This is a genomic window from Blastococcus sp. SYSU D00868 (genome assembly GCF_054050575.1).
The window spans coordinates 16,181-38,322 of record NZ_JBJGZO010000028.1 but is presented as its reverse complement, the minus strand read 5'-3'; the positions used below and the strand labels follow the sequence as shown (position 1 = coordinate 38,322).

The 22,142-nt window shown below is 77.3% G+C and carries 20 protein-coding genes; 11 read left to right on the top strand and 9 right to left on the bottom strand.

The features are described from left to right. Positions 1–52: 52 nt before the first annotated feature. Positions 53–691 (bottom strand): response regulator, encoded by a 639-nt coding sequence (locus ACI79F_RS19395; protein ID WP_456545090.1) that lies wholly within the window; start codon positions 689–691, stop codon positions 53–55. A 116-nt stretch (positions 692–807) separates the two neighbouring features. On the opposite strand from ACI79F_RS19395, the gene ACI79F_RS19390 reads away from it, so the two are divergent. After that, on the top strand, positions 808–1,542 hold the full coding sequence (locus ACI79F_RS19390) for a sensor histidine kinase (protein ID WP_456545091.1): 735 nt from the start codon (positions 808–810) through the stop codon (positions 1,540–1,542). 160 nt (positions 1,543–1,702) lie between these two features. Further along, positions 1,703–2,563 carry a manganese catalase family protein gene (locus ACI79F_RS19385; RefSeq protein WP_456545092.1) on the top strand — a complete coding sequence of 287 codons (861 nt, stop codon included), beginning with the start codon at positions 1,703–1,705 and terminating at the stop codon, positions 2,561–2,563. 71 nt (positions 2,564–2,634) lie between these two features. Here the strand turns inward: ACI79F_RS19385 and ACI79F_RS19380 are convergent, their stop codons facing one another. The 3 genes from ACI79F_RS19380 to ACI79F_RS19370 form a co-directional block, all read right to left on the bottom strand. After that, a complete protein-coding gene (locus ACI79F_RS19380) occupies positions 2,635–4,275 on the bottom strand; it encodes a solute symporter family protein (RefSeq protein WP_456545093.1) in 1,641 nt (546 codons plus the stop codon). Next, positions 4,268–4,639 carry a DUF485 domain-containing protein gene (locus ACI79F_RS19375; protein ID WP_456545094.1) on the bottom strand — a complete coding sequence of 124 codons (372 nt, stop codon included), beginning with the start codon at positions 4,637–4,639 and terminating at the stop codon, positions 4,268–4,270. The genes ACI79F_RS19380 and ACI79F_RS19375 overlap by 8 nt, the downstream gene beginning before the upstream one ends. Before the next feature lie 236 nt (positions 4,640–4,875). Further along, on the bottom strand, positions 4,876–5,010 hold the full coding sequence (locus tag ACI79F_RS19370; RefSeq protein WP_456545095.1) for a hypothetical protein: 135 nt from the start codon (positions 5,008–5,010) through the stop codon (positions 4,876–4,878). A 51-nt stretch (positions 5,011–5,061) separates the two neighbouring features. Here ACI79F_RS19370 and ACI79F_RS19365 point away from each other — a divergent pair, with 51 nt between their 5' ends. Together ACI79F_RS19365 and ACI79F_RS19360 are read left to right on the top strand one after the other, a co-directional pair. Further along, complete coding sequence (locus ACI79F_RS19365) at positions 5,062–6,270, top strand: MBL fold metallo-hydrolase (RefSeq protein ID WP_456545096.1); 1,209 nt, start codon at positions 5,062–5,064, stop codon at positions 6,268–6,270. A gap of 158 nt (positions 6,271–6,428) precedes the next feature. Next, complete coding sequence (locus ACI79F_RS19360; protein WP_456545097.1) at positions 6,429–7,976, top strand: GAF domain-containing protein; 1,548 nt, start codon at positions 6,429–6,431, stop codon at positions 7,974–7,976. A 42-nt stretch (positions 7,977–8,018) separates the two neighbouring features. On the opposite strand, the gene ACI79F_RS19355 is transcribed toward ACI79F_RS19360, so the two are convergent. The 4 genes from ACI79F_RS19355 to ACI79F_RS19340 all read right to left on the bottom strand — a co-directional run bounded on the left by ACI79F_RS19355 (position 8,019) and on the right by ACI79F_RS19340 (position 12,035). Then, positions 8,019–8,873, bottom strand: a complete 855-nt coding sequence (locus ACI79F_RS19355; RefSeq protein ID WP_456545098.1) for an Fpg/Nei family DNA glycosylase — start codon at positions 8,871–8,873, stop codon at positions 8,019–8,021. Between the two features lie 73 nt (positions 8,874–8,946). Continuing rightward, positions 8,947–10,104 (bottom strand): MalY/PatB family protein, encoded by a 1,158-nt coding sequence (locus ACI79F_RS19350; RefSeq protein ID WP_456545099.1) that lies wholly within the window; start codon positions 10,102–10,104, stop codon positions 8,947–8,949. Positions 10,105–10,112: 8 nt separating this feature from the next. Continuing rightward, the gene (locus ACI79F_RS19345) at positions 10,113–11,609 is read right to left on the bottom strand and encodes a malic enzyme-like NAD(P)-binding protein (protein WP_456545100.1); all 1,497 of its coding nucleotides are present in this window, start codon (positions 11,607–11,609) and stop codon (positions 10,113–10,115) included. Between the two features lie 48 nt (positions 11,610–11,657). Continuing rightward, on the bottom strand, positions 11,658–12,035 hold the full coding sequence (locus tag ACI79F_RS19340) for a cupin domain-containing protein (protein WP_456545101.1): 378 nt from the start codon (positions 12,033–12,035) through the stop codon (positions 11,658–11,660). A 135-nt stretch (positions 12,036–12,170) separates the two neighbouring features. Here ACI79F_RS19340 and ACI79F_RS19335 point away from each other — a divergent pair, with 135 nt between their 5' ends. Together ACI79F_RS19335 and ACI79F_RS19330 are read left to right on the top strand one after the other, a co-directional pair. Beyond that, positions 12,171–13,091, top strand: coding sequence for a CPBP family intramembrane glutamic endopeptidase (locus tag ACI79F_RS19335; protein WP_456545102.1), 921 nt, complete (start codon positions 12,171–12,173; stop codon positions 13,089–13,091). Between the two features lie 50 nt (positions 13,092–13,141). After that, on the top strand, positions 13,142–16,423 hold the full coding sequence (locus tag ACI79F_RS19330; RefSeq protein WP_456545103.1) for a BTAD domain-containing putative transcriptional regulator: 3,282 nt from the start codon (positions 13,142–13,144) through the stop codon (positions 16,421–16,423). Here ACI79F_RS19330 and ACI79F_RS19325 read toward each other — a convergent pair. Next, on the bottom strand, positions 16,414–16,857 hold the full coding sequence (locus ACI79F_RS19325; RefSeq protein WP_456545104.1) for a DUF309 domain-containing protein: 444 nt from the start codon (positions 16,855–16,857) through the stop codon (positions 16,414–16,416). The two genes, ACI79F_RS19330 and ACI79F_RS19325, sit on opposite strands and share 10 nt — an antisense overlap. A 166-nt stretch (positions 16,858–17,023) precedes the next feature. Here ACI79F_RS19325 and egtA point away from each other — a divergent pair, with 166 nt between their 5' ends. The 5 genes from egtA (at position 17,024) to ACI79F_RS19300 (ending at position 22,140) form a co-directional block, all read left to right on the top strand. Then, complete coding sequence (gene egtA, locus ACI79F_RS19320; protein WP_456545105.1) at positions 17,024–18,274, top strand: ergothioneine biosynthesis glutamate--cysteine ligase EgtA; 1,251 nt, start codon at positions 17,024–17,026, stop codon at positions 18,272–18,274. Next, positions 18,271–19,569, top strand: coding sequence for an ergothioneine biosynthesis protein EgtB (gene egtB / locus ACI79F_RS19315; protein ID WP_456545106.1), 1,299 nt, complete (start codon positions 18,271–18,273; stop codon positions 19,567–19,569). The genes egtA and egtB overlap by 4 nt, the downstream gene beginning before the upstream one ends. Beyond that, positions 19,569–20,264 carry an ergothioneine biosynthesis protein EgtC gene (egtC, locus tag ACI79F_RS19310; protein WP_456545107.1) on the top strand — a complete coding sequence of 232 codons (696 nt, stop codon included), beginning with the start codon at positions 19,569–19,571 and terminating at the stop codon, positions 20,262–20,264. Before egtB ends, egtC begins: the two co-directional genes overlap by 1 nt. After that, positions 20,261–21,229, top strand: coding sequence for an L-histidine N(alpha)-methyltransferase (gene egtD / locus ACI79F_RS19305; RefSeq protein ID WP_456545108.1), 969 nt, complete (start codon positions 20,261–20,263; stop codon positions 21,227–21,229). The genes egtC and egtD overlap by 4 nt, the downstream gene beginning before the upstream one ends. A gap of 89 nt (positions 21,230–21,318) precedes the next feature. Further along, the gene (locus ACI79F_RS19300) at positions 21,319–22,140 is read left to right on the top strand and encodes a DUF4397 domain-containing protein (protein WP_456545109.1); all 822 of its coding nucleotides are present in this window, start codon (positions 21,319–21,321) and stop codon (positions 22,138–22,140) included. The last annotated feature ends 2 nt before the right edge of the window (positions 22,141–22,142 follow it).

Here is a 22,142-nt window from a genome sequence, read left to right as displayed (position 1 = left end):
CTCCGGGCCGGGTAGCCCGGCCGCCATGCTCTCCGAGACGGACCGGTCCGCCTCAGTCCGTCGCGGTGCCGCCCTTGTCCAGGCCGACCCGCCCGGCCAGCGCGGCCGCCTCGACCCGCGTCGAGACGCCGAGGGAGCGCAGCAGCGAGGCGACCAGCCGCTTCGCCGTCCGCTCGGAGACGTGCAGCGTCGTCGCGATGTCCACCGTCGCGGTGCCGTCGGCCACCAGCCGCCACAGCCGCCGCTCGTCGGCGGACAGCCGGGCCGCCACGCCCTGCCCCCCGGTCGGCGCGGCGGAGTCCAGCAGCTGGCGCAGCAGCTCCTCGGGCAGCACCGACCAGCCGTCCAGCACCGCGAGCAGCGGCCGGACCAGCGCCTCCGGGTCGGCCGTCTTCGGCAGGAAGCCGACCGCGCCGGCCCGCAGCGCCTCCAGCGCGGCGTCGGCCTCCGCCAGCCCGGACAGCGCCACGACCCGCACCATCGGGTCGGCCCGGCGGATGGCGGCGATCGCCCGGGTGCCGCCCGGCGGCGGCATGTGCAGGTCGACGACGGCGACGTCCGCGTGGTGCCGGCGCACCAGGGCGGCGGCCGCCGAGGCGTCCTCCGTCGTCCCCACCACGCGAACCCGTCCCCCGCTCACGCCCGGCAGCAGCAGCGCCAGCCCGCGGCTGAACAGGGGGTGGTCGTCCACCAGGACGACGTCCAGTTCCGTCCGACGTCCAGAGACGGCGTCATCCACCCGGTATCGCTCCCCGACGGTCGTGCGCGTCCGGCGGTTCTCACCGGGTCGCACAACCGGAGGTGCCCATGACCGTCATCGCCAACCCCCCGGCCACCTCGTCGCCCGCCCGCCTGGTGGCGGACCTCGGGCGCGTCCTGCGCGACCACCTGACCCGCCGCCGCCGGGCGACCGCGGAGGCGCCGCCGCCCGACCCGCGCGAGGCGCTGCTGCGGGCGATGTGCCACGACATGCGCAGCCCGCTGGCCTCGCTGGAGGCCGCCCTCGGCTCGCTCGACGAGGCCGACCCCGCCCGGGCCGAGCTGCTCGACCTGGCCCGGGCGCAGACCGCGCACCTGTCGTCGATGCTGCGCACCGCCGACGCCACCGGCGGCGCGCAGCGGCGCGGGCCGGCCCGGCGCCGGCTGGTGGACGTCGTCCGCGCCGCGATCGCCGCCTCCGGGCTGCCGGCCGGGCAGCTGACCACCGCGATGTCCGGCTGCGCCGCCGACGTCACCGTCGCCGACGCCCGGGTGCAGCGGATCCTCACCAACCTGCTGGAGAACGCCCACCGCCACGGCCGGGGCGAGCCGGTGCGGCTGTCGGTGGCGTGCCGCCCCGGCTGGGTCGACCTCTCCCTCACCCAGGCCGGGGTGCCGGCCCACCGCGTGGTGGGGCAGCTGCGGACGCGGACGCCGCCGGTCGACCTCACCGGGCTCGGGCTGTGGTCGGTGCAGCGGCAGACCGGGGAGCTGGGCGGCCGGATCCTCGCCGAGGACGACGGCGCCTCGCTCACCCTGACCATCCAGCTCCCCGACCGCTGAGGGGTGCGCGGGGGGCGCCGGCGGGCGGGATCCGCGCCCGGGCGCCCCGCCGGAGGTTGGCACCCGGGGGCCAGCGGACGGCACGGGCGGGCCACCGGGCGCGGGCAGATCCCTGGTGTCACCGCACCGGCGGTGGTCGCGACGAGTGAGGGAGGACCCCATGTTCACGCACACCCACGCCCTGCAGTACGAGGCCAAGCCCGACGGCCCCGACCCGGACTTCGCGCGCAAGATGCAGGAGGTCCTGGGCGGTCAGTGGGGTGAGATGACCGTGGCCACCCAGTACCTGCTGCAGGGCTGGAACTGCCGGCTGCCCGGCAAGTACAAGGACCTCCTCCTCGCCGTCGGCACCGAGGAGCTCGCCCACGTCGAGATGATCGTGACGATGATCGACCGGCTGCTGGACCACATCCCGCTCAAGCCCGACGCCGCCGACCGCACCAAGGAGGCCGCCGCCGGCTACGGCCAGCACAACCCGCAGCACCCGATCGTCAACGGCGCGGGCGCCTCGTACATGGACAGCATGGGCAACCCCTGGACCGGCGCGTACGTCACCGCCAGCGGCAACCTGATGGCCGACTTCCAGTACAACGTGACCGCCGAGATGCAGGGCCGGCTGCAGGTGGCCCGGCTCTACAACATGACCGACGACCCCGGGGTCAAGGACATGCTGCGGTTCCTCATCACCCGCGACCACTACCACCAGCAGATGTGGCTGGCCGCGATCGAGCAGCTCAAGGAGGACGGGCTGGAGGGCATCCCGGTGCCCGAGGCGTTCCCGATCGAGGAGGAGGTCGGCGACCTGGGCTACACGTTCATCGACGCCTCCGACGGCCCCGAGGCCGCCGCGGGCAAGTGGGCCTCGGGCCCGTCGGTCGACGGCCGCGCCGAGTTCGCCGCCCGCCCGATCGAGGCCACGGCCGACGCGCCGATCCTCCCGCCGGGCGACCCGCGGCTGTTCCCGACGCCGCAGCAGCCCGGCCAGTCCACGCTGCAGAAGCTGAAGGACAAGCTCACCTGAGGGCCGGCAGCACCCGCTCCGTCGCCGCGCCGGCGGCCGATCCGATCGATCGGCCGCCGGCCGGCGGGACCTCAGTGCTGGACTGCCTTCTCCGCCCCGATGCCGGTCAGTGCCCGCACCTCGAGCTCGGCGTACTTGTCGGTGTCGGGCTTCTCCTGGGAGAGCACGGTGCCCAGCCAGCCGAGGAAGAACGACAGCGGGATGGACACGATGCCGGGGTTGGCCAGCGGGAACCACGAGAAGTCGACGTCGGGGAACATCGACGTCGGCGACCCGGACACCGACGGCGAGAACACGATCAGCCCGACGCACACGACGAGCCCGCCGTAGATCGACCACAGCGCGCCCTGGGTGGTGAACCGCTTCCAGAACAGCGTGTAGAGGATCGTCGGCAGGTTCGCCGAGGCTGCGACGGCGAAGGCCAGCGCCACCAGGAAGGCGATGTTCAGGCCGGCCTGCAGCGCCAGGATCCCCAGCCCGATCGCGATCGCCCCGATCACCACCGCGGTGATGCGGGCGACCCGGACCTCGCCGTTGGGCGGCACGTCGCCTTTCTTGATCACCGACGCGTAGACGTCGTGCGCGAACGACGCCGACGCGGTGATGGTCAACCCGGCGACGACGGCGAGGATCGTGGCGAACGCGACGCCGGCGATGACGCCCAGCAGCACGGTGCCGCCGAGCTCGAAGGCCAGCAGCGGAGCCGCCGAGTTGACCGCGCCGGGCGCGTTGGCGATCTCGTTCGGCCCGACCAGCGCGCCGGCGCCGTAGCCGATGATCAGGCTGAACAGGTAGAAGGTGCCGATCAGCCAGATGGCCCACTGCACCGAGCGGCGGGCGTCCTTCGCCGTCGGCACGGTGTAGAAGCGCATGAGAACGTGCGGCAGGCCCGCCGTCCCCAGCACCAGCGCCAGGCCGAGCGAGACGAAGTCGAGCTGGCTGGTCGACGTCGCGCCGTACTGGGCGCCGGGGGCCAGCACGTTCACCGGCTCGGCCACGGTGTTTGCGCTCTCCTGGGCGTCGCCGAGCAGGGTGGACAGGTTGAACCCGACCTCCACCAGCACCCACAGGGTCATGACCAGCGCGCCGGCGATCAGCAGCGAGGCCTTGATGATCTGCACGTAGGTGGTGCCGCGCATGCCGCCGACCAGGACGTAGATGATCATCAGCGCGCCGACCAGGACGACGACGAGGGCCTGCGCTGCGTCGCCCTCCACGCCGAGCAGCAGGGTGACCAGGCCGCCGGCGCCGCTCATCTGCGCCACCAGGTAGAAGAGGCAGACGGCCAGCGTCGAGATGGCGGCGGCCATGCGCACCGGGCGCTGCCGCATCCGGAAGGCCAGGACGTCGGCCATCGTGAAGCGGGCGGTGTTGCGCAGCAGCTCGGCGACCAGCAGCAGGGCGACCAGCCAGGCCACCAGGAAGCCGATGGAGTAGAGGAAGCCGTCATAGCCGAACAGGGCGATCGCGCCGGCGATGCCCAGGAACGAGGCCGCGGACAGGTAGTCGCCGGCGATCGCGAGGCCGTTCTGGGTGCCGCTGATGCTGCGGCCGGCGGCGTAGTAGTCGGCGGCGGTGCGGTTGTTGCGGCTGGCGCGGAACGTGATGACGAGCGTGATCAGCACGAACGCACCGAAGATCGCGATGTTGACCGCGGGCTCGCCGATCGTGGAGTCGGCGGCCGTGACGGAGACGCCGGCGGCGTCAGGCACGGGGCACCCCCTGCGTCGCGGCGTCGCCGCCGGCCTGCGGGTGCCGTGCGTACTCGTGGTGCTCGAGCCGCTCGCGCATCTCGTCGGCGATCGGGTCGGTGTTGCGCCCGGCATGCCGCACGTAGAGCTGGGTGATCAGGAACGTCGTCACGAACTGCGCCAGGCCCAGCAGGAGGCCGACGTTGACGGCCCCGAAGACCTCCTGCGCCATGAAGTCGTCGGCGTAGGTCGAGAGGAGGACGTACAGCAGGTACCAGGTGAAGAAGGCCACCGTCATCGGGAAGGCGAAACGGCGGAAGCGGCGGCGCAGCTCGGTGAACTCCGGGGAGTCCTGCGCCTGGCGGTACTCCTCCGGAGTGAGCATCCGGCGTTCTGGTCCTGTCACGGTGCGCCTCCAGCAGGGGGGAGAACAGTTGTGATCTGGATCACCCTATGGAGGTCGCCGTCGACCGGCATCCGGAGCCGGCGGCCGGCGTCGCCCGGCCCGGATCAGGTCCCCTGATCGTGGCGCGTCCTCCCTCACGGTCGGCGGTGAGGGAGAAGGCGCTGCGGCGAGGGAGGACGCGCTGGGGTGAGGGAGGACGCCGGCCGGGCGGGCGCTCAGTCCGGCAGGGGCTCGCCGCACTCCGGGCAGCGCTCGGGTCGCGGCTCGCCCTCCGCCAGCCGCCCGCAGGCGGGGCACACCCGGTCCAGCCAGCACACCGGGTCGCCGCCCGTCTCCTCGTCGTCGGCCACCCGGTCAGCATGCGCCGACGGCGGCCCGCCCGGCCTGGGATGCTCGACGTCGTGCCCTCCCGCGCCCGCCGCCTCGCCGCCGCCGCCCTGCTCGCCGCCCCCGCCGCCTGGGTGACCCGCGCCGCGTGGAGCCTGCCGACGGCGCTGGGCGCGAGCCGACGGGCGCTGCGCCCGCACGTCGCGGGCTCGCCGCAGTTCGCCGAGGGCCGGTTCCACAACGCGCTGCCCACGCCCTCGCTGCCGGGCCCCGAGGAGCGCCGCCTCCTGTGGAAGCAGGTCCGCGAGGACCGGCTGAAGGGGGTGCCCGCCCGGCCCGTGCCGCTGGCCGGGTCGCGGTTCCCCGCCGAGGCCGCCGAGCTCGCCGTCACCTGGTTCGGCCACTCCAGCGCGCTGCTGGAGGTCGACGGCCGGCGGGTGCTGGTCGACCCGGTGTGGGGGCGCCGCGTCTCGCCGTCCCCCCTGGTGGGCCCCGAGCGGCTGCACCCCGCGCCGACCCCGCTGGACGAGCTGCCGGACGTCGACGCCGTCCTGATCAGCCACGACCACTACGACCACCTCGACCTGCCCACCGTGCGCGTGCTGCTGCGGACGCAGCGGGCGCCGTTCGTCGTCCCGCTGGGGATCGGTGCCCACCTGCGCCGCTGGGGGGTGCCGGAGGACCGCGTGGTCGAGCTGGACTGGGACGGCGAGGTGCAGCTCGGCGGCCTCACCCTGACCTGCACCGAGGCCCGGCACTTCTCCGGCCGGTTCCTCTCCCGGGACACGACGCTGTGGTCCTCGTGGGTCGTCGCCGGCCCGCGGCACCGGGTGTTCTTCGGCGGCGACACCGGCTACACGCCCGCGTTCGCCGCCATCGGCGCCCGGCTGGGCCCCTTCGACCTGACGCTGCTGCCGGTGGGCGCCTACAACGAGGCGTGGCGGTTCATCCACATGACGCCCGAGGAGGCGGTGCGGGCGCACGGGGACCTGGGCGGCCGGCTGCTCGTGCCGGTGCACTGGGCGACGTTCAACCTCGGGTTCCACCGCTGGGCCGAGCCGGTGCAGCGGCTGTGCGCGGCGGCCGAGCGGTCCGGGGCGACCGTCGCCGTCCCCCGGCCCGGGGAGCGGGTGGACGCCCTGGCCCCGCCGCCGGCCGCCGACTGGTGGACGGCGGTCGGCTCGCGGGCCGACGAGCTCGCCGGCGGGGACGACGCGGGCAGCACCTCGAGCGCCGTCGCGCGGGCCGGCGCCTGGCTCACCGGGCGACGCGCGCCCCGCTGAGCAGGCGAAACGAGCCCGTTCCCGTTCCATTGCGCCCAACTCTCGTGGGCGAAACAGACTCAGTTCGGACTCAAGTCCGCCACCCGCGGGGCCGAAGGTCGGACGTCGGGCCAACCAGCGCGCCCGGCGTCCCGGCAGCCTCACAGGAGAGTCTCGCCATGCCGTTCGCCCGCCGTCCCGCCCCCGCCGACGCCCCGTCCGTGCTCGAGGCGCGGTCCGACGTCGGCGCCGTCACCGACATCGTCGCCGCGCTGCGCGACAGCGCCACCCCAGACCAGGCGGTGGCCACCGCCCTCGACCTCGTCCGGCAGCGCTTCAGCTGGGCCTACGGCTCCCACTGGCGCGTGGACCCCGCCGAGCGGGTGCTGCGCTTCGCGCAGGAGTCCGGGGACGCCGGCCCGGAGTTCCGCGAGGTCACCCGCGCGGCCACCTTCCGCGAGGGTGTCGGGCTCGCCGGCCGCGCCTGGCGCGCCCGCGACGTGGTCGCCGTCGCCGACCTCGGCCGGCTCGGCGACTGCGTGCGGGCCCCGGCCGCCCAGCGCGCCGGCCTCCGCAGCGGCGTGTGCATCCCGCTCACCGAGGACGGCGTCGTCACCGGGACCCTGGACTTCTCCACCACCGAGACGCTCACCCTCTCCGACGCCCGCCTGGGGACGCTGCGCGCGGTCGGCGTCCTGGTGTCGCAGGCCCTGGAGCGGATGAGCGCCGCCGTCCGCCAGGCCGAGGCCGCCGAGGACACCCAGGCCGTCACCGACCTGCTGCGCGAGGTCACCGCCGCCACCACCCGCGAGGAGGCGATGCGGCGGGCGCTGTCGACCATCCGCGACGGCTTCGGCTGGGACTACGGCTCCTACTGGGCCGTCGACCCGGCCGACCGCGCGCTGCACTTCGTGCTGGAGTCCGGCAGCGCCGGCCAGGAGTTCCGCGAGGTGACGCTCACGGCGTCGTTCCGCGAGGGCGTGGGGCTGTCCGGCCGCGCCTGGAGGACCCGCGACCTGTTCTTCGTCGAGGACTTGGCGGAGATGACCGACTGCGTGCGCGCGCCGGCCGCCCGGCGCGCGGGCGTGAGGAGCGGCGTGTGCCTGCCGATCCTGGTCGGCGGCGAGGTCGTGGGCACGATGGACTTCTTCGCCACCCGCACCCTCGTCCTCGCCCCCGGGCGGGCCTCCGCGCTGCGCAGCGCCGCGTTCCTGCTCGGCCAGGCCCTGGAGCGGTTCGCGGCGACCGAGCGGCTGGCCGAGGCCGGCCGGCAGCTGCTGGAGTCGATCACCGAGGTGGAGCGCAACGTGCTGTCGGCGACGGCGGTGGCCTCGGACGGGCAGCGGCTGACCGCGCAGGCCAACGAGGAGGTCGCCGGGCTGGGCGGGTCCAGCCAGGACATCGGGAAGGTGGTCAAGGTGATCCGCGGGATCGCCGACCAGACCAACCTGCTCGCGCTCAACGCCACGATCGAGGCCGCGCGCGCCGGGGAGGCCGGGCGGGGGTTCGCGGTCGTCGCCAACGAGGTCAAGGAGCTCGCGACCGAGACCGCCCGGGCGACCACCGACGTCGACGGCAAGGTGACCGCGATCCAGCAGCAGGTCGACCGCGTCGTCACCGCACTGGCGGCGATCAGCGCCCTGGTGGAGAGCATCAACGAGACGCAGCAGGTGATCGGCGGGGTGCTGACCGAGCAGTCGGCCGTGACCCGCGAGCTGCTGTCCTGAGCGGAGTCGCTCGGGAACGGTCTCCGTTCCCGAGCGACTCCGCTACCGGAGCAGCTTGGACATCCGGCGGTCGGCGAGGGGCTTGCCGCCGGTCTGGCAGGTCGGGCAGTACTGCAGCGAGGTGTCGGCGAAGCTCACCTCGCGGACGGTGTCGCCGCAGACCGGGCACGGCAGCCCGGTGCGGGCGTGCACCTGCAGCCCCGACCGCTTCTCGCCCTTCATCGTCGCCGCCCGCTGGCCGACCTGGCGGTCCAGGGCGTCGGTGAGCTCGGCGCGCATCGCGTCGTAGAGCCGGATCACCTCGTCGTCGGTGAGCTTGTCGGCCATCTTGAACGGCGACAGCCGGGCGGCGTGCAGGATCTCGTCGGAGTAGGCGTTGCCGATCCCGGCGATGAGCGTCTGGTCGGTGAGCGCGCCCTTGAGCTGGCCGCTGCGGCCGGCCAGCAGCGCGGCGAACTGCTCGCGGTCGACGGCCAGCGCGTCGGGCCCGAGCCGGTCGATGCCCGGCACCTCGGCCGGCGAGCGGACGACGTACAGCGCCAGCCCCTTGCGGGTGCCCTGCTCGGTGAGGTCGAAGCCGTTGCCGTCCTCCAGGTGCACGCGCAGCGCCAGCGGCCCCTTGCCCGGCTTCGGCGGCGCGGCCGGCAGGTTCTCCCGCCAGTGCAGCCAGCCGGCCCGCGCCAGGTGGACGACGAGGTGCAGCCCGGAGACGTCGAGGTCGAGGAACTTGCCGTGCCGGGCGGCGCCGGTGACCTCCAGGCCGGCCAGCGCCGACAGCGGCGGGTCGAACGTCTTGATCGCCTGGACCGACGCCAGGTCGGCGCGCGTCAGGACCCTGCCGACGGCGTTCTCCCGCAGGAACGCCGCCAGCGCCTCCACCTCGGGCAACTCGGGCACGACCACATCGTCGCCCTCCGGGCGACACCGCGGCCAGGCGCCGTCCCCCGTGCAGGTGAGCCGTCGCCCGAGGTCAGCGGGGCAGGACGGCGGCCATCCGCTCGACGACCTCGCGCAGCACGGGCGCCGGCGTCGCGAGGTTCAGCCGGACGTGACCCGCGCCCGGGGCGCCGCAGGCCGGCCCGTCGACGAGGGCGACGCCGGCCCGGGCGAGCAGCAGCTCCCCCACCGGCTGCTCCACGCCGAGCGCGCGGCAGTCCAGCCAGGCCAGGTAGGTGCCCTCCGGCGGGGTGTACCGGACCCGCGGGAGGTGCTCGGCCAGCAGGTCGGCCAGCAGCCGGCGGTTGGCGTCCAGGACGGCGAGGACGTCGGCCAGCCACGGCTCGCCGTCGCGGTAGGCCGCCGTGTTGGCGACGACGCCGAGCGTCGAGGTGCCGTGCGCGATCTCCGCGCCCACCGCCGCCCAGTGCGCGGCGTCGGCCTCGTCCGACAGCAGCAGCTGCGCCGCCTTGAGGCCCGGCAGGTTCCACGCCTTGGACGCCGACGTGGCCGTCACCGCGTGGGCGGCGGTGACCGCCGACAGCGCCGCGTACGGGCGGTGCACCGCCCCGGGGTGGACCAGCGGCGCGTGGATCTCGTCGGCGAAGACCCGGGCGCCGTGCCGGGCGACCACCTCGGCGACGGCGAGCTGCTCGGCCTCGGTGAACACCCGCCCGACGGGGTTGTGCGGGTTGCAGTGCACCAGCAGCCGGCCGCCGGCGGCGAACGCGCGGTCCAGCCCGGCCAGGTCGTAGGTGGGCCGGCCGTCGGGGCCGGGCACCAGCGGGACCTCGAGGACCTCCCGCCCGAGCAGCCCGGGCAGCGTCAGGAACGGCATGTACGCCGGCGTGGGCAGCACGACCGGCGACCCGGGCGGGGTGAAGTGCTCGATCGCGGCCCGGAGCCCGGCGAGGACGTCGGGCAGCGGGGTGATCCACTCCGCGGGCAGCGACCAGCCGTGCCGGCGGGCCAGGAAGGCGGCGCACTCGCGGGCCATCTCCTCCGCGAGCCCGTCCGGCAGGTAGCCGAGCAGGCCGGCGTCGACCGCGGCGTGCAGGGCGGCGGTGACGGCGGGCGCCGTCCCCCAGTCCATCTCCGCCACCCACGCGCCGAGGGCGGGCGCGAAGCGGGTCCACTTCAGGCTGCCCGCCGCCCGCAGCTCCTCCGCCGACGGGGCGTCGAAGGCGGTCACGCCGGCCCTCAGTCGGACAGGCCGGGCCGGCCGGGGAGCTCGACCACCGCGCCGGTCGCGCGCGCCGCGTCGGCCACGGCCTGCGCCACCGCGGTCGTCACGGCCGGGTCGAAGACGCTGGGGATGATGTAGTTCGCGTTGAGCTGGTCGTCGCGCACGATCGCCGCCAGGGCCTCGGCCGCGGCCAGCAGCATCGCGGTGTCGATCTCGGTGGCGCGGGCGTCGAGCAGGCCGCGGAACACCCCGGGGAACGCCAGCACGTTGTTGATCTGGTTCGGCAGGTCCGACCGGCCCGACGCGACGACCGCGGCGTGCTGGCGGGCCCGCACCGGGTCGACCTCGGGCGTGGGGTTGGCCATCGGGAAGACGACGGCGCCGGGCGCCATCCGGGCCAGGTCCTCGACGGCGAGCACGTTGCCCGCGCTCACGCCGATGAAGACGTCGGCGCCGTCGAGCGCGTCGGGCAGCTCCCCGCGCACGCGGTCGGGGTTGGTGCGCTGTGCCAGGTCCCGCTTGGCCGGGGTGAGCCGCTCGTCGTCGGGGCTGAGGATGCCCTCGCGGTCCCAGACCAGGACGTGCCGGGCGCCCGCGGCCAGCAGCAGGTTGACGATCGCCGTCCCCGCCGCGCCGCCGCCGGCCACCGCGATCCGCACGTCGGGCAGGTGCTTGTCCACCACGCGCAGCGCGTTGGTCAGCGCGGCCAGGGCGCAGATCGCCGTCCCGTGCTGGTCGTCGTGGAAGACCGGGATGTCCAGCCGCTCGCGCAGCCGCTTCTCGATCTCGAAGCAGCGGGGCGCGGAGATGTCCTCGAGGTTGATCCCGCCGAAGCCGGGGGCGAGCAGCTCGACGGTGCGCACGATCTCGTCGACGTCCTGGGTGTCCAGGCAGATCGGCCAGGCGTCGATGTCGGCGAACCGCTTGAACAGCACCGCCTTGCCCTCCATCACCGGCAGGGCGGCGCCGGGGCCGATGTCGCCCAGGCCGAGCACGGCCGACCCGTCGGTGACGACGGCGACCGTGTTGCCCTTGATGGTCAGCCGGCGGACGTCCTCGGGGTGGTCGGCCAGTGCCAGGCAGACGCGGGCCACGCCCGGGGTGTAGGCCATCGACAGGTCGTCGCGGGTCTTCAGCGGCACCTTCGAGGCGACCTCGAGCTTGCCGCCCAGGTGCAGCAGGAAGGTGCGGTCGCTGACCTTGCGCACCTCCACCCCGGGGAGGGCGCCCATCGCGTCGACCATCTCCTGCGAGTGGGCCGCGTCGGCGGCCGAGCAGGTGACGTCGACGGTCAGGTGGTCCGACCGCGACTCGACGACGTCGATGGCGGTGACCGCCCCGCCGGCGGTGCCGACTGCGGTGGCGATCCGGCCGATGCTGGCCGGGTCGACGTCGGCCCGCAGGCGCACGGTGACCGAGTAGGACGCGGAGGTGACCGGCCCGCGGACCGGCGTCGCGGCGGGCTCGGCGCCGGAGGTCGGGTCCGCGGCGGCGGTGGTGTCGGTGCTCATGGCATCCCCGATGGTCCCACCGTGACTCGCGCCACTGGGCGGCGGCGGTCAGCCGGGCGGCGCCGGCTCGAGCACGAGCTCCAGCCCGCCGTCGGCGGCCACCCCGACCCGCGCCGCGTCGTCCAGCCGCGGGCGGCCGGCGAGGACGGCGACGGCGCGTTCCGGCCCGGCCGGGAACGCCACGACCACCAGCCGGGCGGGCAGCGGGCCGGCCCGCAGGGTCCACGGCGCGCCGCGCGGGCAGACCAGCACGTCGCCGGGGACGGCGGGCCGGGCGGCGCCGTCCCCGACCGCGACCTCGGGGCAGCCGGCGAGCACCACCAGGACGACGTCGGCGCGGCGGGCCCGGCAGCGGGGCAGCGCCGCGCCCGCGGGCAGCGGGACGACGGCGACGCCGGGCGGGCCGGGCAGGTCCAGGGGCTCCATGGACCGGCACGGTCCCCGCGGGCGCTGGTGGTCGGCTGGTGGCGGCCGACCAGGCAGCGACAAGCACCCGACCAGGCGCGCGGCCCAGCGTCTGCGGCGACGCACTCGCCCCTCGAACGCAGGAGCCCTCCCGCCATGACCACGTCCCCCCGGCTGTCCCCGCAGCTGTCCGCGCAGCTGTCCGGCCAGGCCGCGCCCCCGCCGGCGCGCGCCACGGCCCGGAAGGAGATCGGCGTCTTCCTCGGCACCGTCGCGGTGCTGCTGACGGCCACCACCGTGATCGCCGCGAGCCAGGACGCCGACGTCCGGCACGTCGACCAGGCGCCGCCGCTGGTGCAGGCGCTCCTGTTCGGCCAGGCGCTGATCCCGCTGCTGGCCGCGCTCCTCGCCCGGTTCGTCACCGCCGGCAGCCTGCGCCGGCCCGGCTGGGGCTTCCGGCGGCCCTCGTGGCGCGCCCTCGGCCGCGCCTGGCTGTGGGCGCTGGTCACCACGCTGGCCGGCGGCGCGCTGGTGTGGGCGACCGGCACCGGCGCCTTCCGCACCGAGGGCCTGGACGCCGTGGTGCCGCTGGGCCTGACCGTGCTGGTCGCGCCGTACGTGCTGCTGGCGCTGGCCGAGGACGTCGGCTGGCGCGGCCTGCTGGTCACCCGGCTGGCCCAGGTCGCCGACCCGCGGACGGTCGTGCTGGTCGGCGGCCTGGCTTGGTCGGCCTTCCACGCCCCGCTGATCGTGTTCCTCGGCGGCGCGCCGGAGGGGGTGCCGGTCGCGTGGGCGCTGCTCTGCTTCGCCGTCGGCACCACGGCGTTCGGGGCGGTGCTGGCGAGCATGCAGCTGCGCTGGGGGATCTGGCCGGGCGTCCTGGCCCACGCGGTGGTCAACGCGGCGCTGTACCACGTGCTCGACCCGCTGACCGGGGACACCGGCTCCACCGGCTGGTTCGCCACCGAGAGCGGCCTGTTCCCGGCCCTGGCGCTGGTCGGCGGCGCGGTGGTCTGGTCCCGGTGGTACCCGCTGCGCCGCACCGCCGCCGGCGGCACGCAGGCCGCGGACAGCTGACCCGCGCGGGTGATCGGCGGAACCGCTCCGGTCCCCTACCGTCGGCAGCCGTGGAGCTGCGGGTACACGTGCTCGGGCCGACCCGCGTGACCCGCGACGGCGCCGACCTCGACCTCGGCGGGCGCAAGCCCGCCGAGGTCCTCGCGCTGCTGGCCGCCGCGGAGGGCCGCACCGTCGCCGCCGACGTGCTGGCCGACCGGCTGTGGCGCGGCCGGCCGCCGGCCTCGGCGACGACCACGCTCCAGGGCCACGTGGCCCGGCTGCGCCGGCTGCTCGACCCCGGGCTGGGCGCGCGGGAGGCGGCCGTCCTGGTCACCCGCGGCGCCGGCTACGCGCTGGTGCTGCCGCGCGCCGCCGTCGACGCGCACGCCTTCGCCGACGAGGTCCCCGCCGCCGCGGCCGCCGGGGACGCCGAGGCCGCGGCGCGGCTGCCCGCCACGCTGGCCCGCTGGCAGGGCGAGCCCTACGCCGACGTCGCCGACGTCCCCGAGGTCGCGCCGGTCGCCACCCGGCTGGAGGAGCTGCGGCTGGCCGGCCTGGAGCGGCTGGCCGAGGCGCGGCTGGCGCTGGGGACCGGGGCGGAACTGGTCGCCGACCTCTCCGCCGCGGCCGCCGCCGATCCGCTGCGCGAGCACACCGCGGCCCTGCTGGCCCGCGCGCTCTACCGGGGCGGCCGGCAGGCCGAGGCGCTGGAGGTCCTCCGCCGCACCCGCGAGCGGATCGCCGACGAGCTCGGCCTGGATGCCTCCCCGGAGGTCCGCGACCTCGAGGCCGCGCTGCTGCGCCAGGACCCGGCACTGGAGGCCCGGGGGATCCGGGCCCCGGCGGCCCCGGCGCGCGAGGAGGCGACCGCCGCCCGGCCGCCGGCCGCGCCCGGCACGGACGACGGCTTCGTCGGCCGCCCGGAGGAGCTGGCCGCGCTGACCGGCGCCTGGTCGGCCGCCGCGGCCGGCCGCGGGACCGCCGTCGTCGTCACCGGGGAGCCCGGCATCGGCAAGACCCGCCTGGTGGAGGCCTTCGCCGCCCGCGTCGGCGCCGCGGTCCGCTGGGGCCGGTGCGCCGAGATCGGCGGCGCCCCGCCCTACTGGCCGTGGCAGCAGGTCCTCGGCGGGCTGCCCGAGGGCGCCGGCGGCGGCGACCCCGGCGCCCGGTTCGCCCTCGGCCTGGACACCGCCCGGCGGCTGCGCGCGGTCGCCGGGGAGGCGCCGCTGCTCGTCGTCCTCGACGACCTGCAGTGGGCCGACCCGGACTCGCTGCACGTCCTGGAGGTCGTGCTCGCCCAGCTGCACGGCAGCAGGCTGCTGCTCGCGCTCACCTGCCGGGAGGAGGCCCTCGGCGCCGCGGCCCTGACCCGGGTGCTGGGGGCCGCCGCCCGGCTGCCCGGCGCCCGCCGGCTGCGGCTGGCCGGCCTGGCCTCCGGCGAGGTGGCCGCGCTCGCCGCCGGGCTCACCGGCGCGCCGCTGGACGACGACGCCGCCCGCGAGCTGGCCGAGCGCTCCGGCGGCAACCCGTTCTTCGTCACCGAGCTGGCCGCGGTCGGCGGGCGGGACGGCGGCGCGGTGCCGGCCGGGGTCCGCGACGTCGTCCGGCTGCGGCTGGACGGGCTGCCGGCACCGGTCCGCGACGTGCTGGCCGCCGCCGCGGTCGCCGGCCGGGAGGTGTCGGTCGCGGTGCTCGAGGCGGCGCTGGACGGCGGGCCGGCCGGCGGCGGGCCGGGCGGCGGCGACCCGGGCGGCGGCGAGCCGGCCGGCGGCGACCCGGTCGGCGGCGCGCTGCGGGCCGGCCTGCTGGTCGAGCCGGCGCCCGGGCGGATCCGGATCGCCCACGACCTGGTGCGCGAGGTGGTGCTGGCCGACCTCGGCCCGGTGCCCCGCGCGGCGCTGCACGGCCGGCTGGCCGACGCGCTGGCCGCCGCCCCGGCCGCGGCCACCGCCGCGGCCGCGATCGCGGTGCACCGCAGCGAGGCGGCCGCCGGCCGGCGCGACGCCGCCGCCGCGCTCGCCTGCCTGCGCGCGGCCCGCGAGGCGCTGGACCGGGCGGGCGTGGAGGAGGCCGCCGCGCTGGCCGGCCGCGGCCTGGCCCACGTGCCCGCGGGCGACGACGCCACCGCCGCCGACCTGCAGCTGATCCGCGGCGCCGCGCTGCGGCTGCTCGGCCTCATCGAGGAGAGCGGCGCCGCCCTGTCCGCCGCCGCCGGCCTGGCCCGCGCGGCCGGGGACGACGACCGGCTGGTGCGCGCCGCCGTCGTCTCCGCCGGCGGCGGGGTGGGCGGCTACTGGGCGATCGTCGGCGCGCTGCAGGCGGCCGACGAGCCGCTGCTGGAGGAGGCGGTCGCGCGGGCGGACGCCGTCTCCCCACCGCTGGCCGCCGCCGCCCTGGCCGCGCTGGGCGTGCGCCGGGCCACCACGGGCCGCCCGGGTGCACCGGAGCTGGCCGCGCGGGCGCTGGCCGCCGCCGGCGACGACCGCGGCGCCCGGGCCCGGGCGCGGGTGGCCGGGTTCGTGGCCCGCTGGACCCCGGCGCACGCGGCCACGCGGGTCGACCTGGCCCGCAGCATGCTGCGGGAGAGCACGGGCGACCCCGTCGCCGAGGCCACGGCGCTGCACCTGCTGCGCTGCGCGCTCACCGAGAGCGTCCAGGCCGACGAGGCCGCGGCCGTCTCCCGCCGGTTCACCGAGCTCGCCCAGCGCCGCGGCGACGGCGACCTGCTGCAACTCGACGCCTGGTGGCACGCCGGGCTCGCCCTGGCCCGCGGCGAGACCGACGAGGCCCGGCGGCTGGCCGACGACGCCGTCCGCGACGCCCCCACCACCTCACCGGCCGCCGCCGACGTCACCCGCATGTCCCGGCAGACGATCGAGGGCATCGCCACCTGGCTGGAGGACCGGCTGCCCACCGTCATGCCGGAGGTGGTCGACCTCGCGACGACGGTCGATCTGGACTGGCTCGGGGTCGTCGCGCTGGCCCACGCCCAGGCCGGCCGGGCCGACGCCGCGTTGGCGGCCGCCGACCGGATGCTGGCCGCACCCGGCGCCGGCATCCGCGAGCCGGTGAAGACGATCCTGCTGGCCGACGTCCACCTGACGCTGGGCGACGCCGGGCGCGCCGCGACGCTCCTGCCGGCGCTGCGCGGCTACGGCGACACCGTCGTCGTGCTGTGGGCCGGCACCACGGTGCTCGGGCCGACGGCGCTCTACCGCGGTGGGGTGCTGGCGCTCACCGGCGACCCGTCGGCCCGCGCCGAGCTCGAGCGGGCCGTCGAGGTCTGCGAGCTGTTCGGCTTCGCGCCGTTCGCCGCGCGGGCGCGGCGGCTGCTCGACGCCTACTGCTGAGCCGCGCGCAGCGGCGGCGGGGTCAGCGGCCCGGCCGGGTCGGCGGTGCGCGCCCAGGCCACCAGCCCGGCGACGTCGACGCCGTGCGGCGGCGCGGCGGCGAACGGCGCGAGGTTGCCCGCCGCCCGGTCCAGCAGCGTGGCCGCGCCGCGCGGGTTGCCGCGGGCCGCGTGGGTCACCCCGACGGCGAGCTGCGCCAGCCCGCGCCACAGCTCCCGCTCCGGTCCGGCGGTGGCCTTCCAGGCGTCCTCCAGCACCTCGTGGGCGTGGAACGGCAGGCCGGTGTCGAGCAGCCGCTGCGCCTCGTCGAGCGCCTCCTCCGGGGTGCGCCGCACCCCCTCCGGCATCCGCTCGACACCCGCGGCCCCGCGCGGCAGCGGCCGGCCCAGCGCGTCGCGGGGACGGGGCGCCTGCCGCGGGTCGGGGGGATCCACCCGGCCATCGTCGTACGAACACGGGGTGAGCGGTCGCCGGCGGGGGTTGTCCTGTCGGTGCCCGCGTGCAGGATGGACGACGAGGACGGCCGGGCACGACGGGCCGCCCCCGCACCGACCCGCGGTCGCCCCGGCGACCGGTCCGGACCTGGAGGGGGTGGGGCCGATGGCCCCCGGAACCGCTCAGCGCCGCGGCGCGCTCGACCTCGACACCGCGTTCGCCGCCGTGGCCGCGGCCGCGCTGCGCGACGGGCCGGTCGGCGCCGTCGGCCTCGAGCTGGAGGGCCACCTCGTCGACCTGGAGCGGCCGGCCGCCCGGGTGCCGTGGGGGCGGGTCTGCGGCGCGCTGGCCTCGGTGCCCCCGCTGCCCGGCGGCAGCCGGCTCACCTGCGAGCCGGGCGGCCAGGTGGAGCTCTCCGGCCCGCCGCTGCCCGGCGTCGCCGCCGCGGTGGCCGCGCTGCGGGCCGACCGGGCGGTGCTCGCCGCCGCCCTGGCCGCCGACCGGCTGGCGCTGGCCCCCGTCGGCGTCGACCCGCTGCGCCCGCCGCAGCGGGTCAACCCCGCGGCCCGGTACGCCGCGATGGAGCGGCACTTCGCCGCCGTCGGCTGCGCCGGCGCGGGGACGGCGATGATGACCTCGACCGCGTCGCTGCAGGTCAACCTCGAGGCGGGGCCCGCCGCCGGCTGGCGCGACCGGGTGGCCCTGGCCCACCAGCTGGGGCCGGTGCTGGTCGCCGTCTCGGCGTCCTCGCCGCTGGCCGGCGGCCGGCCCACCGGGTGGCGGTCGACGCGACAGCAGGTGTGGGGCGACCTGGACCAGGCGCGCTGCGGCCCGCTGTTGCGCGGCGACGACCCGGCCGGGGAGTGGGCGGCCTACGCCCTCGCGGCGCCGGTGATGCTGGTCCGCGACGGGGACGCCGCGGAGCCGGTGCTCGGGCGCGTGGCCTTCTCCGACTGGGTGACCGGCGAGGTGCCGCTGGGCTCCCGCCGGGCGACCGCCGCCGACCTCGACTACCACCTGACCACGCTGTTCCCGCCGGTGCGGCCGCGCGGCTGGCTGGAGATCCGCTACCTCGACGCCGCCCCGGAGCCGTGGTGGCCGGCGCTGGCCGCGGTCACCGCGGTGCTGCTCGACGACCCGGTCGCGGCCGGCCGGGCCGCCGAGGCGAGCGCCCCGACCGCCGGCGCGTGGGACCGCGCCGCCCGCGCCGGGCTGGCCGACCCGGCGCTGCACGCCGCCGCCCGCGGCTGCCTGGCCGCCGCGCTGGACGCCGTCCCCGCCGACCTGCGCGGCGAGGTCGAGGCCCTGGCCGAGCTGGTCGAGCGCGGCACCGACCCGGGCCGGGCGCTGCTCGACGCGCTGCGCGCCGGCGGCCCGGCCGCGGCGCTGCTGGCGGCCACCGGGGAGCAGCGGTGACCGACCCCCGCGAGCGGCTGGCCCGCGACCTGACCGCCGCCCGCGAGCGCACCCTGCTGCTCACCGACCACGACGAGCCCGAGCTGCTGGCCCAGCACACGCCCCTGCTGTCGCCGCTGGTCTGGGACCTCGCGCACGTCGGCCAGCAGGAGGACCTCTGGCTGCTGCGCCGCGGCGACGCCGCCCGCCCCGGTCTGCTGCCGCCCGACGTCGAGGCCCTGTACGACGCGTTCACCCAGCCGCGCGCGGTCCGCGCCCGGCTGCCGCTGCTGCCGCCGGTCGAGGCCCGCGCCTTCTGCCGCGAGGTCCGCGGCCGGGTGCTGGACCGGCTCGAACGGCTGGGCACCGAGGGAGACGGCGACCCCTTCCACTTCGCGATGGTCGTCAGCCACGAGCAGCAGCACGACGAGACGATGCTGCAGGCGCTCGCGCTGCGGCCCGGCCCGCCGCTGCTGGGGGCCGGCGCGCCCCTGCCCCCCGGCCGGCCCGGTGTCGCGGGCACCTCGGTGCTCGTTCCCGGCGGGGAGTTCGTGCTCGGGGTCGACGCGGCCGACGAGCCGTTCAGCCTGGACAACGAGCGGCCGGCGCACACGGTCGACGTCCCGGCCTTCCGCATCGGCCGGGTGCCGGTGACCAACGCCGAGTACGCGGCGTTCGTCGCCGACGGCGGGTACCGCGAGCGCCGCTGGTGGTCCGACCGCGGCTGGTCCCACCGCACCGAGGCCGGGCTCACCGCGCCGATGTACTGGGGCGCCGACGGCACCCGCACCCGGTTCGGGGTGGTCGAGGAGCTGCCGCCGGACGAACCGGTCCAGCACGTCACGTACTTCGAGGCCGAGGCGTACGCCGCCTGGGCGGGCGCCCGGCTGCCCACCGAGGTCGAGTGGGAGAAGGCCGCCGCCTGGGACCCGGCGCGGGGCCGGCGCCGCCGCTTCCCGTGGGGCGACAGCGAGCCCACCCCTGCCCTGGCCAACCTGGACGGCGCCGCCCTGCGCCCCGCCCCGGTCGGCGCCTACCCGGCCGGGGCCTCGGCCACCGGCGTCGAGCAGTTGATGGGCGACGTCTGGGAGTGGACGTCGTCCGACCTCACCCCCTGGCCCGGGTTCCGGCCGATGCTCTACGCCGACTACTCCGCGCCCTTCTTCGGCGGCGACTACAAGGTGCTGCGCGGCGGGTCGTGGGCGGTCGGGGCCTCGATCCTGCGGCCGAGCTTCCGCAACTGGGACCACCCGATCCGCCGGCAGGTCTTCAGCGGCATCCGGCTGGCCTGGTCCGTCGACGGGCCGGACGCCTGATGTGCCGTCACCTCGCCTGGCTCGGCCGGCCGCGCACGCTGGCGTCGCTGGTGCTGGAGCCGCCGTCGTCCCTGCTGGTGCAGTCGTACGCGCCGCGGCGGCAGCGGTACGGCACGGTCAACGCCGACGGCTGGGGCGTGGGCTTCTACGTGCCCGACCGCCCGGAGCCGGCCCGCTGGCGGTCGGCCCGCCCGCTGTGGGGCGACCCGTCGTTCGCCTCGGTCGCGCCGGTACTGCGGTCGGGCTGCGTGGTCGCCGCCGTCCGCTCGGCGACGGTCGGCATGCCGCTGGAGGAGAGCGCCGCCGCGCCGTTCACCGACGGGCGCCGGCTGCTGTCGCACAACGGCCGGGTCGAGCGGGCGGTGCTGCCGCCGGTCCGCGACGCCGAGTCGACGGTGGACAGCGCGCTGCTGGCCGCGCTCGTGTTCGACCGCGGCCTCGACGCGCTCGCCGCCACGGTGGCCGAGGTGGCCGCGGCCGACCCGGCCGCGCGGCTGAACCTGCTCGCCGCCGACGGCACCCGCCTGCTGGCCACCACCTGGGGCGACACGCTGTCGGCGCTGGTCACCGACGAGGGGACGGCGCTGGCCAGCGAGCCCTGGGACGACGACCCCGCCTGGCGCGACCTCCCCGACCGGCACCTCGTCGAGGTCACCCCGGACGGCCTCACCCTCACCCCGATCGGAGCCGCATGACGGTCTCGCTGACCAGCCACCTCGCCCCCGACGCCGCCCGCGCCGCCCTGCGCGCCGACGCCCTGGCCGGGCTCACCGCCACGCCGAAGTCGCTGCCGCCGCGGTGGTTCTACGACGAGCGGGGCAGCGAGCTGTTCGACGCGATCACGCGGCTGCCCGAGTACTACCCGACCCGCGCCGAGCGGGCGGTGCTCGCCGCCCGCGCCGCGGAGATCGCCGCGGCGACCCGCGCCGAGGTGCTGGTCGAGCTGGGCAGCGGGACGTCGGAGAAGACCCGGCTGCTGCTGTCGGCGCTGGCCGGCGCCGGGACGCTGCGCCGGTTCGTGCCCTTCGACGTGGACCCGACGGTGCTGGAGGCGGCCGGCGCGGCGATCACCGCCGAGTACCCCGGCGTCGGCGTCGACGCGGTGGTCGGGGACTTCACCGAGCACCTGTCCCGGCTGCCGCGCGGCGGCCGGCGGCTGGTCGCCTTCCTGGGCTCCACGATCGGCAACCTGGAGCCGGGCCCGCGCGCGGCCTTCCTCGCGGAGCTCGCCGCCGGGCTCGCTCCCGGGGACGCGTTCCTGCTCGGCACCGACCTGGTCAAGGACCCGGCCCGGCTGGTGCCCGCCTACGACGACGCGGCCGGCGTGACCGCGGAGTTCAACCGCAACGTGCTGACCGTGCTGAACCGTGAGCTGGGCGCCGGGTTCGACCCGGCGACCTTCGAGCACGTCGCGCTGTGGGACGCCGGGGCCGAGTGGATCGAGATGCGGCTGCGCTCGACGATCGACCAGGTCGTGGCGGTGCCCGCGCTGGACCTGCAGGTCGCCTTCGCCGCCGGCGAGGAGATGCGCACCGAGGTGTCGGCCAAGTTCCGGCCCGAGGGGGTGGCGGCCGAGCTCGCCGCGGCCGGCCTGCGGCTCACGCACTGGTGGACCGACCCGGACGGCGACTTCGGCGTCTCCCTGTCCGTGCCCGCCTGAGTCGGGCCGGAGGGGCTGCATCCAGCCCTGTCGGGCGCCCGGAAGGAGGGGTGACAACGCAGTCACCCCCTCCCGGAAGGACCCGTCCCATGACCCGGACCCGCTCCCTGGGCCTCGCCGCCGGCGCGGCCGGCGCCGTCACCGCCGCGCTCGTCGCCGGCGCCGGCCCCGCGGCCGCCGAGGAGACGGCCACCGTCTCCGTCCTGCACGCCGTGCCGGACACCCCCGTCGACGTCTACGCCAACGGCGAGCGGCTGATCGACGACTTCCAGCCCGGCACGCTGACCGACCCGCTGCAGCTGCCCGCCGGCAGCTACGACCTGGCGCTGTTCCCGGCCGACGCCGCGGACGGCTCGGGCACCCCGCTGCTGTCGGCGAACGGCGTGGCCGTGCCCGCCGGCGCGAACGCCACCGTCGTCGCGCACCTGAACGCCGACGGCGGCCCGGTGCTCACGCCGTTCGTCAACGACGCCTCCGCCGTCCCCGCGGGGCAGGCCCGGGTCACCGTCCGGCACACCGCCGCCGCCCCCGCGGTCGACGTGCGCGCCGGCGGGCAGGTCGTCGCGCCGGGGCTCGCCAACCCCAACGAGGCCACGCTGGAGGTGCCCGCGGGGACCGTCAGCGCCGACGTCGTCCTCGCCGGGACCGACACCGTCGCCATCGGGCCGGCCGACCTGACCCTGGCCGAGGGCGCCACCACGATCGTCTACGCCTGGGGCTCCCAGGACGCCGGCTACGAGCTCGCCGTCCAGACGATCTCCGGCGGGCACTCGGCTCCCTCCGGCGTCCCCGGCGGCAGCGCCGGCCTGACCGACGACGGCGGGTTCCCCGCGCCGCTGGCGGCCCTGTCGCTGGCCGGCCTCGTCGTCGCCGGGCTGTCGGCCCGCCGGCTGGCCGGCTCGCGGGCCTGACC

Bases quoted from the DNA above. Each gene is read 5' to 3' on its own strand.
- ACI79F_RS19390 (WP_456545091.1), top strand. From the start codon at position 808: ATGACCGTCATCGCCAACCCCCCGGCCACCTCGTCGCCCGCCCGCCTG.
- ACI79F_RS19385 (WP_456545092.1), top strand. From the start codon at position 1,703: ATGTTCACGCACACCCACGCCCTGCAGTACGAGGCCAAGCCCGACGGC.
- ACI79F_RS19375 (WP_456545094.1), bottom strand. From the start codon at position 4,639: ATGCTCACTCCGGAGGAGTACCGCCAGGCGCAGGACTCCCCGGAGTTC.
- ACI79F_RS19360 (WP_456545097.1), top strand. From the start codon at position 6,429: ATGCCGTTCGCCCGCCGTCCCGCCCCCGCCGACGCCCCGTCCGTGCTC.
- ACI79F_RS19345 (WP_456545100.1), bottom strand. From the start codon at position 11,609: ATGAGCACCGACACCACCGCCGCCGCGGACCCGACCTCCGGCGCCGAG.
- ACI79F_RS19340 (WP_456545101.1), bottom strand. From the start codon at position 12,035: ATGGAGCCCCTGGACCTGCCCGGCCCGCCCGGCGTCGCCGTCGTCCCG.
- ACI79F_RS19335 (WP_456545102.1), top strand. From the start codon at position 12,171: ATGACCACGTCCCCCCGGCTGTCCCCGCAGCTGTCCGCGCAGCTGTCC.
- egtA (WP_456545105.1), top strand. From the start codon at position 17,024: ATGGCCCCCGGAACCGCTCAGCGCCGCGGCGCGCTCGACCTCGACACC.
- egtC (WP_456545107.1), top strand. From the start codon at position 19,569: ATGTGCCGTCACCTCGCCTGGCTCGGCCGGCCGCGCACGCTGGCGTCG.
- egtD (WP_456545108.1), top strand. From the start codon at position 20,261: ATGACGGTCTCGCTGACCAGCCACCTCGCCCCCGACGCCGCCCGCGCC.
- ACI79F_RS19300 (WP_456545109.1), top strand. From the start codon at position 21,319: ATGACCCGGACCCGCTCCCTGGGCCTCGCCGCCGGCGCGGCCGGCGCC.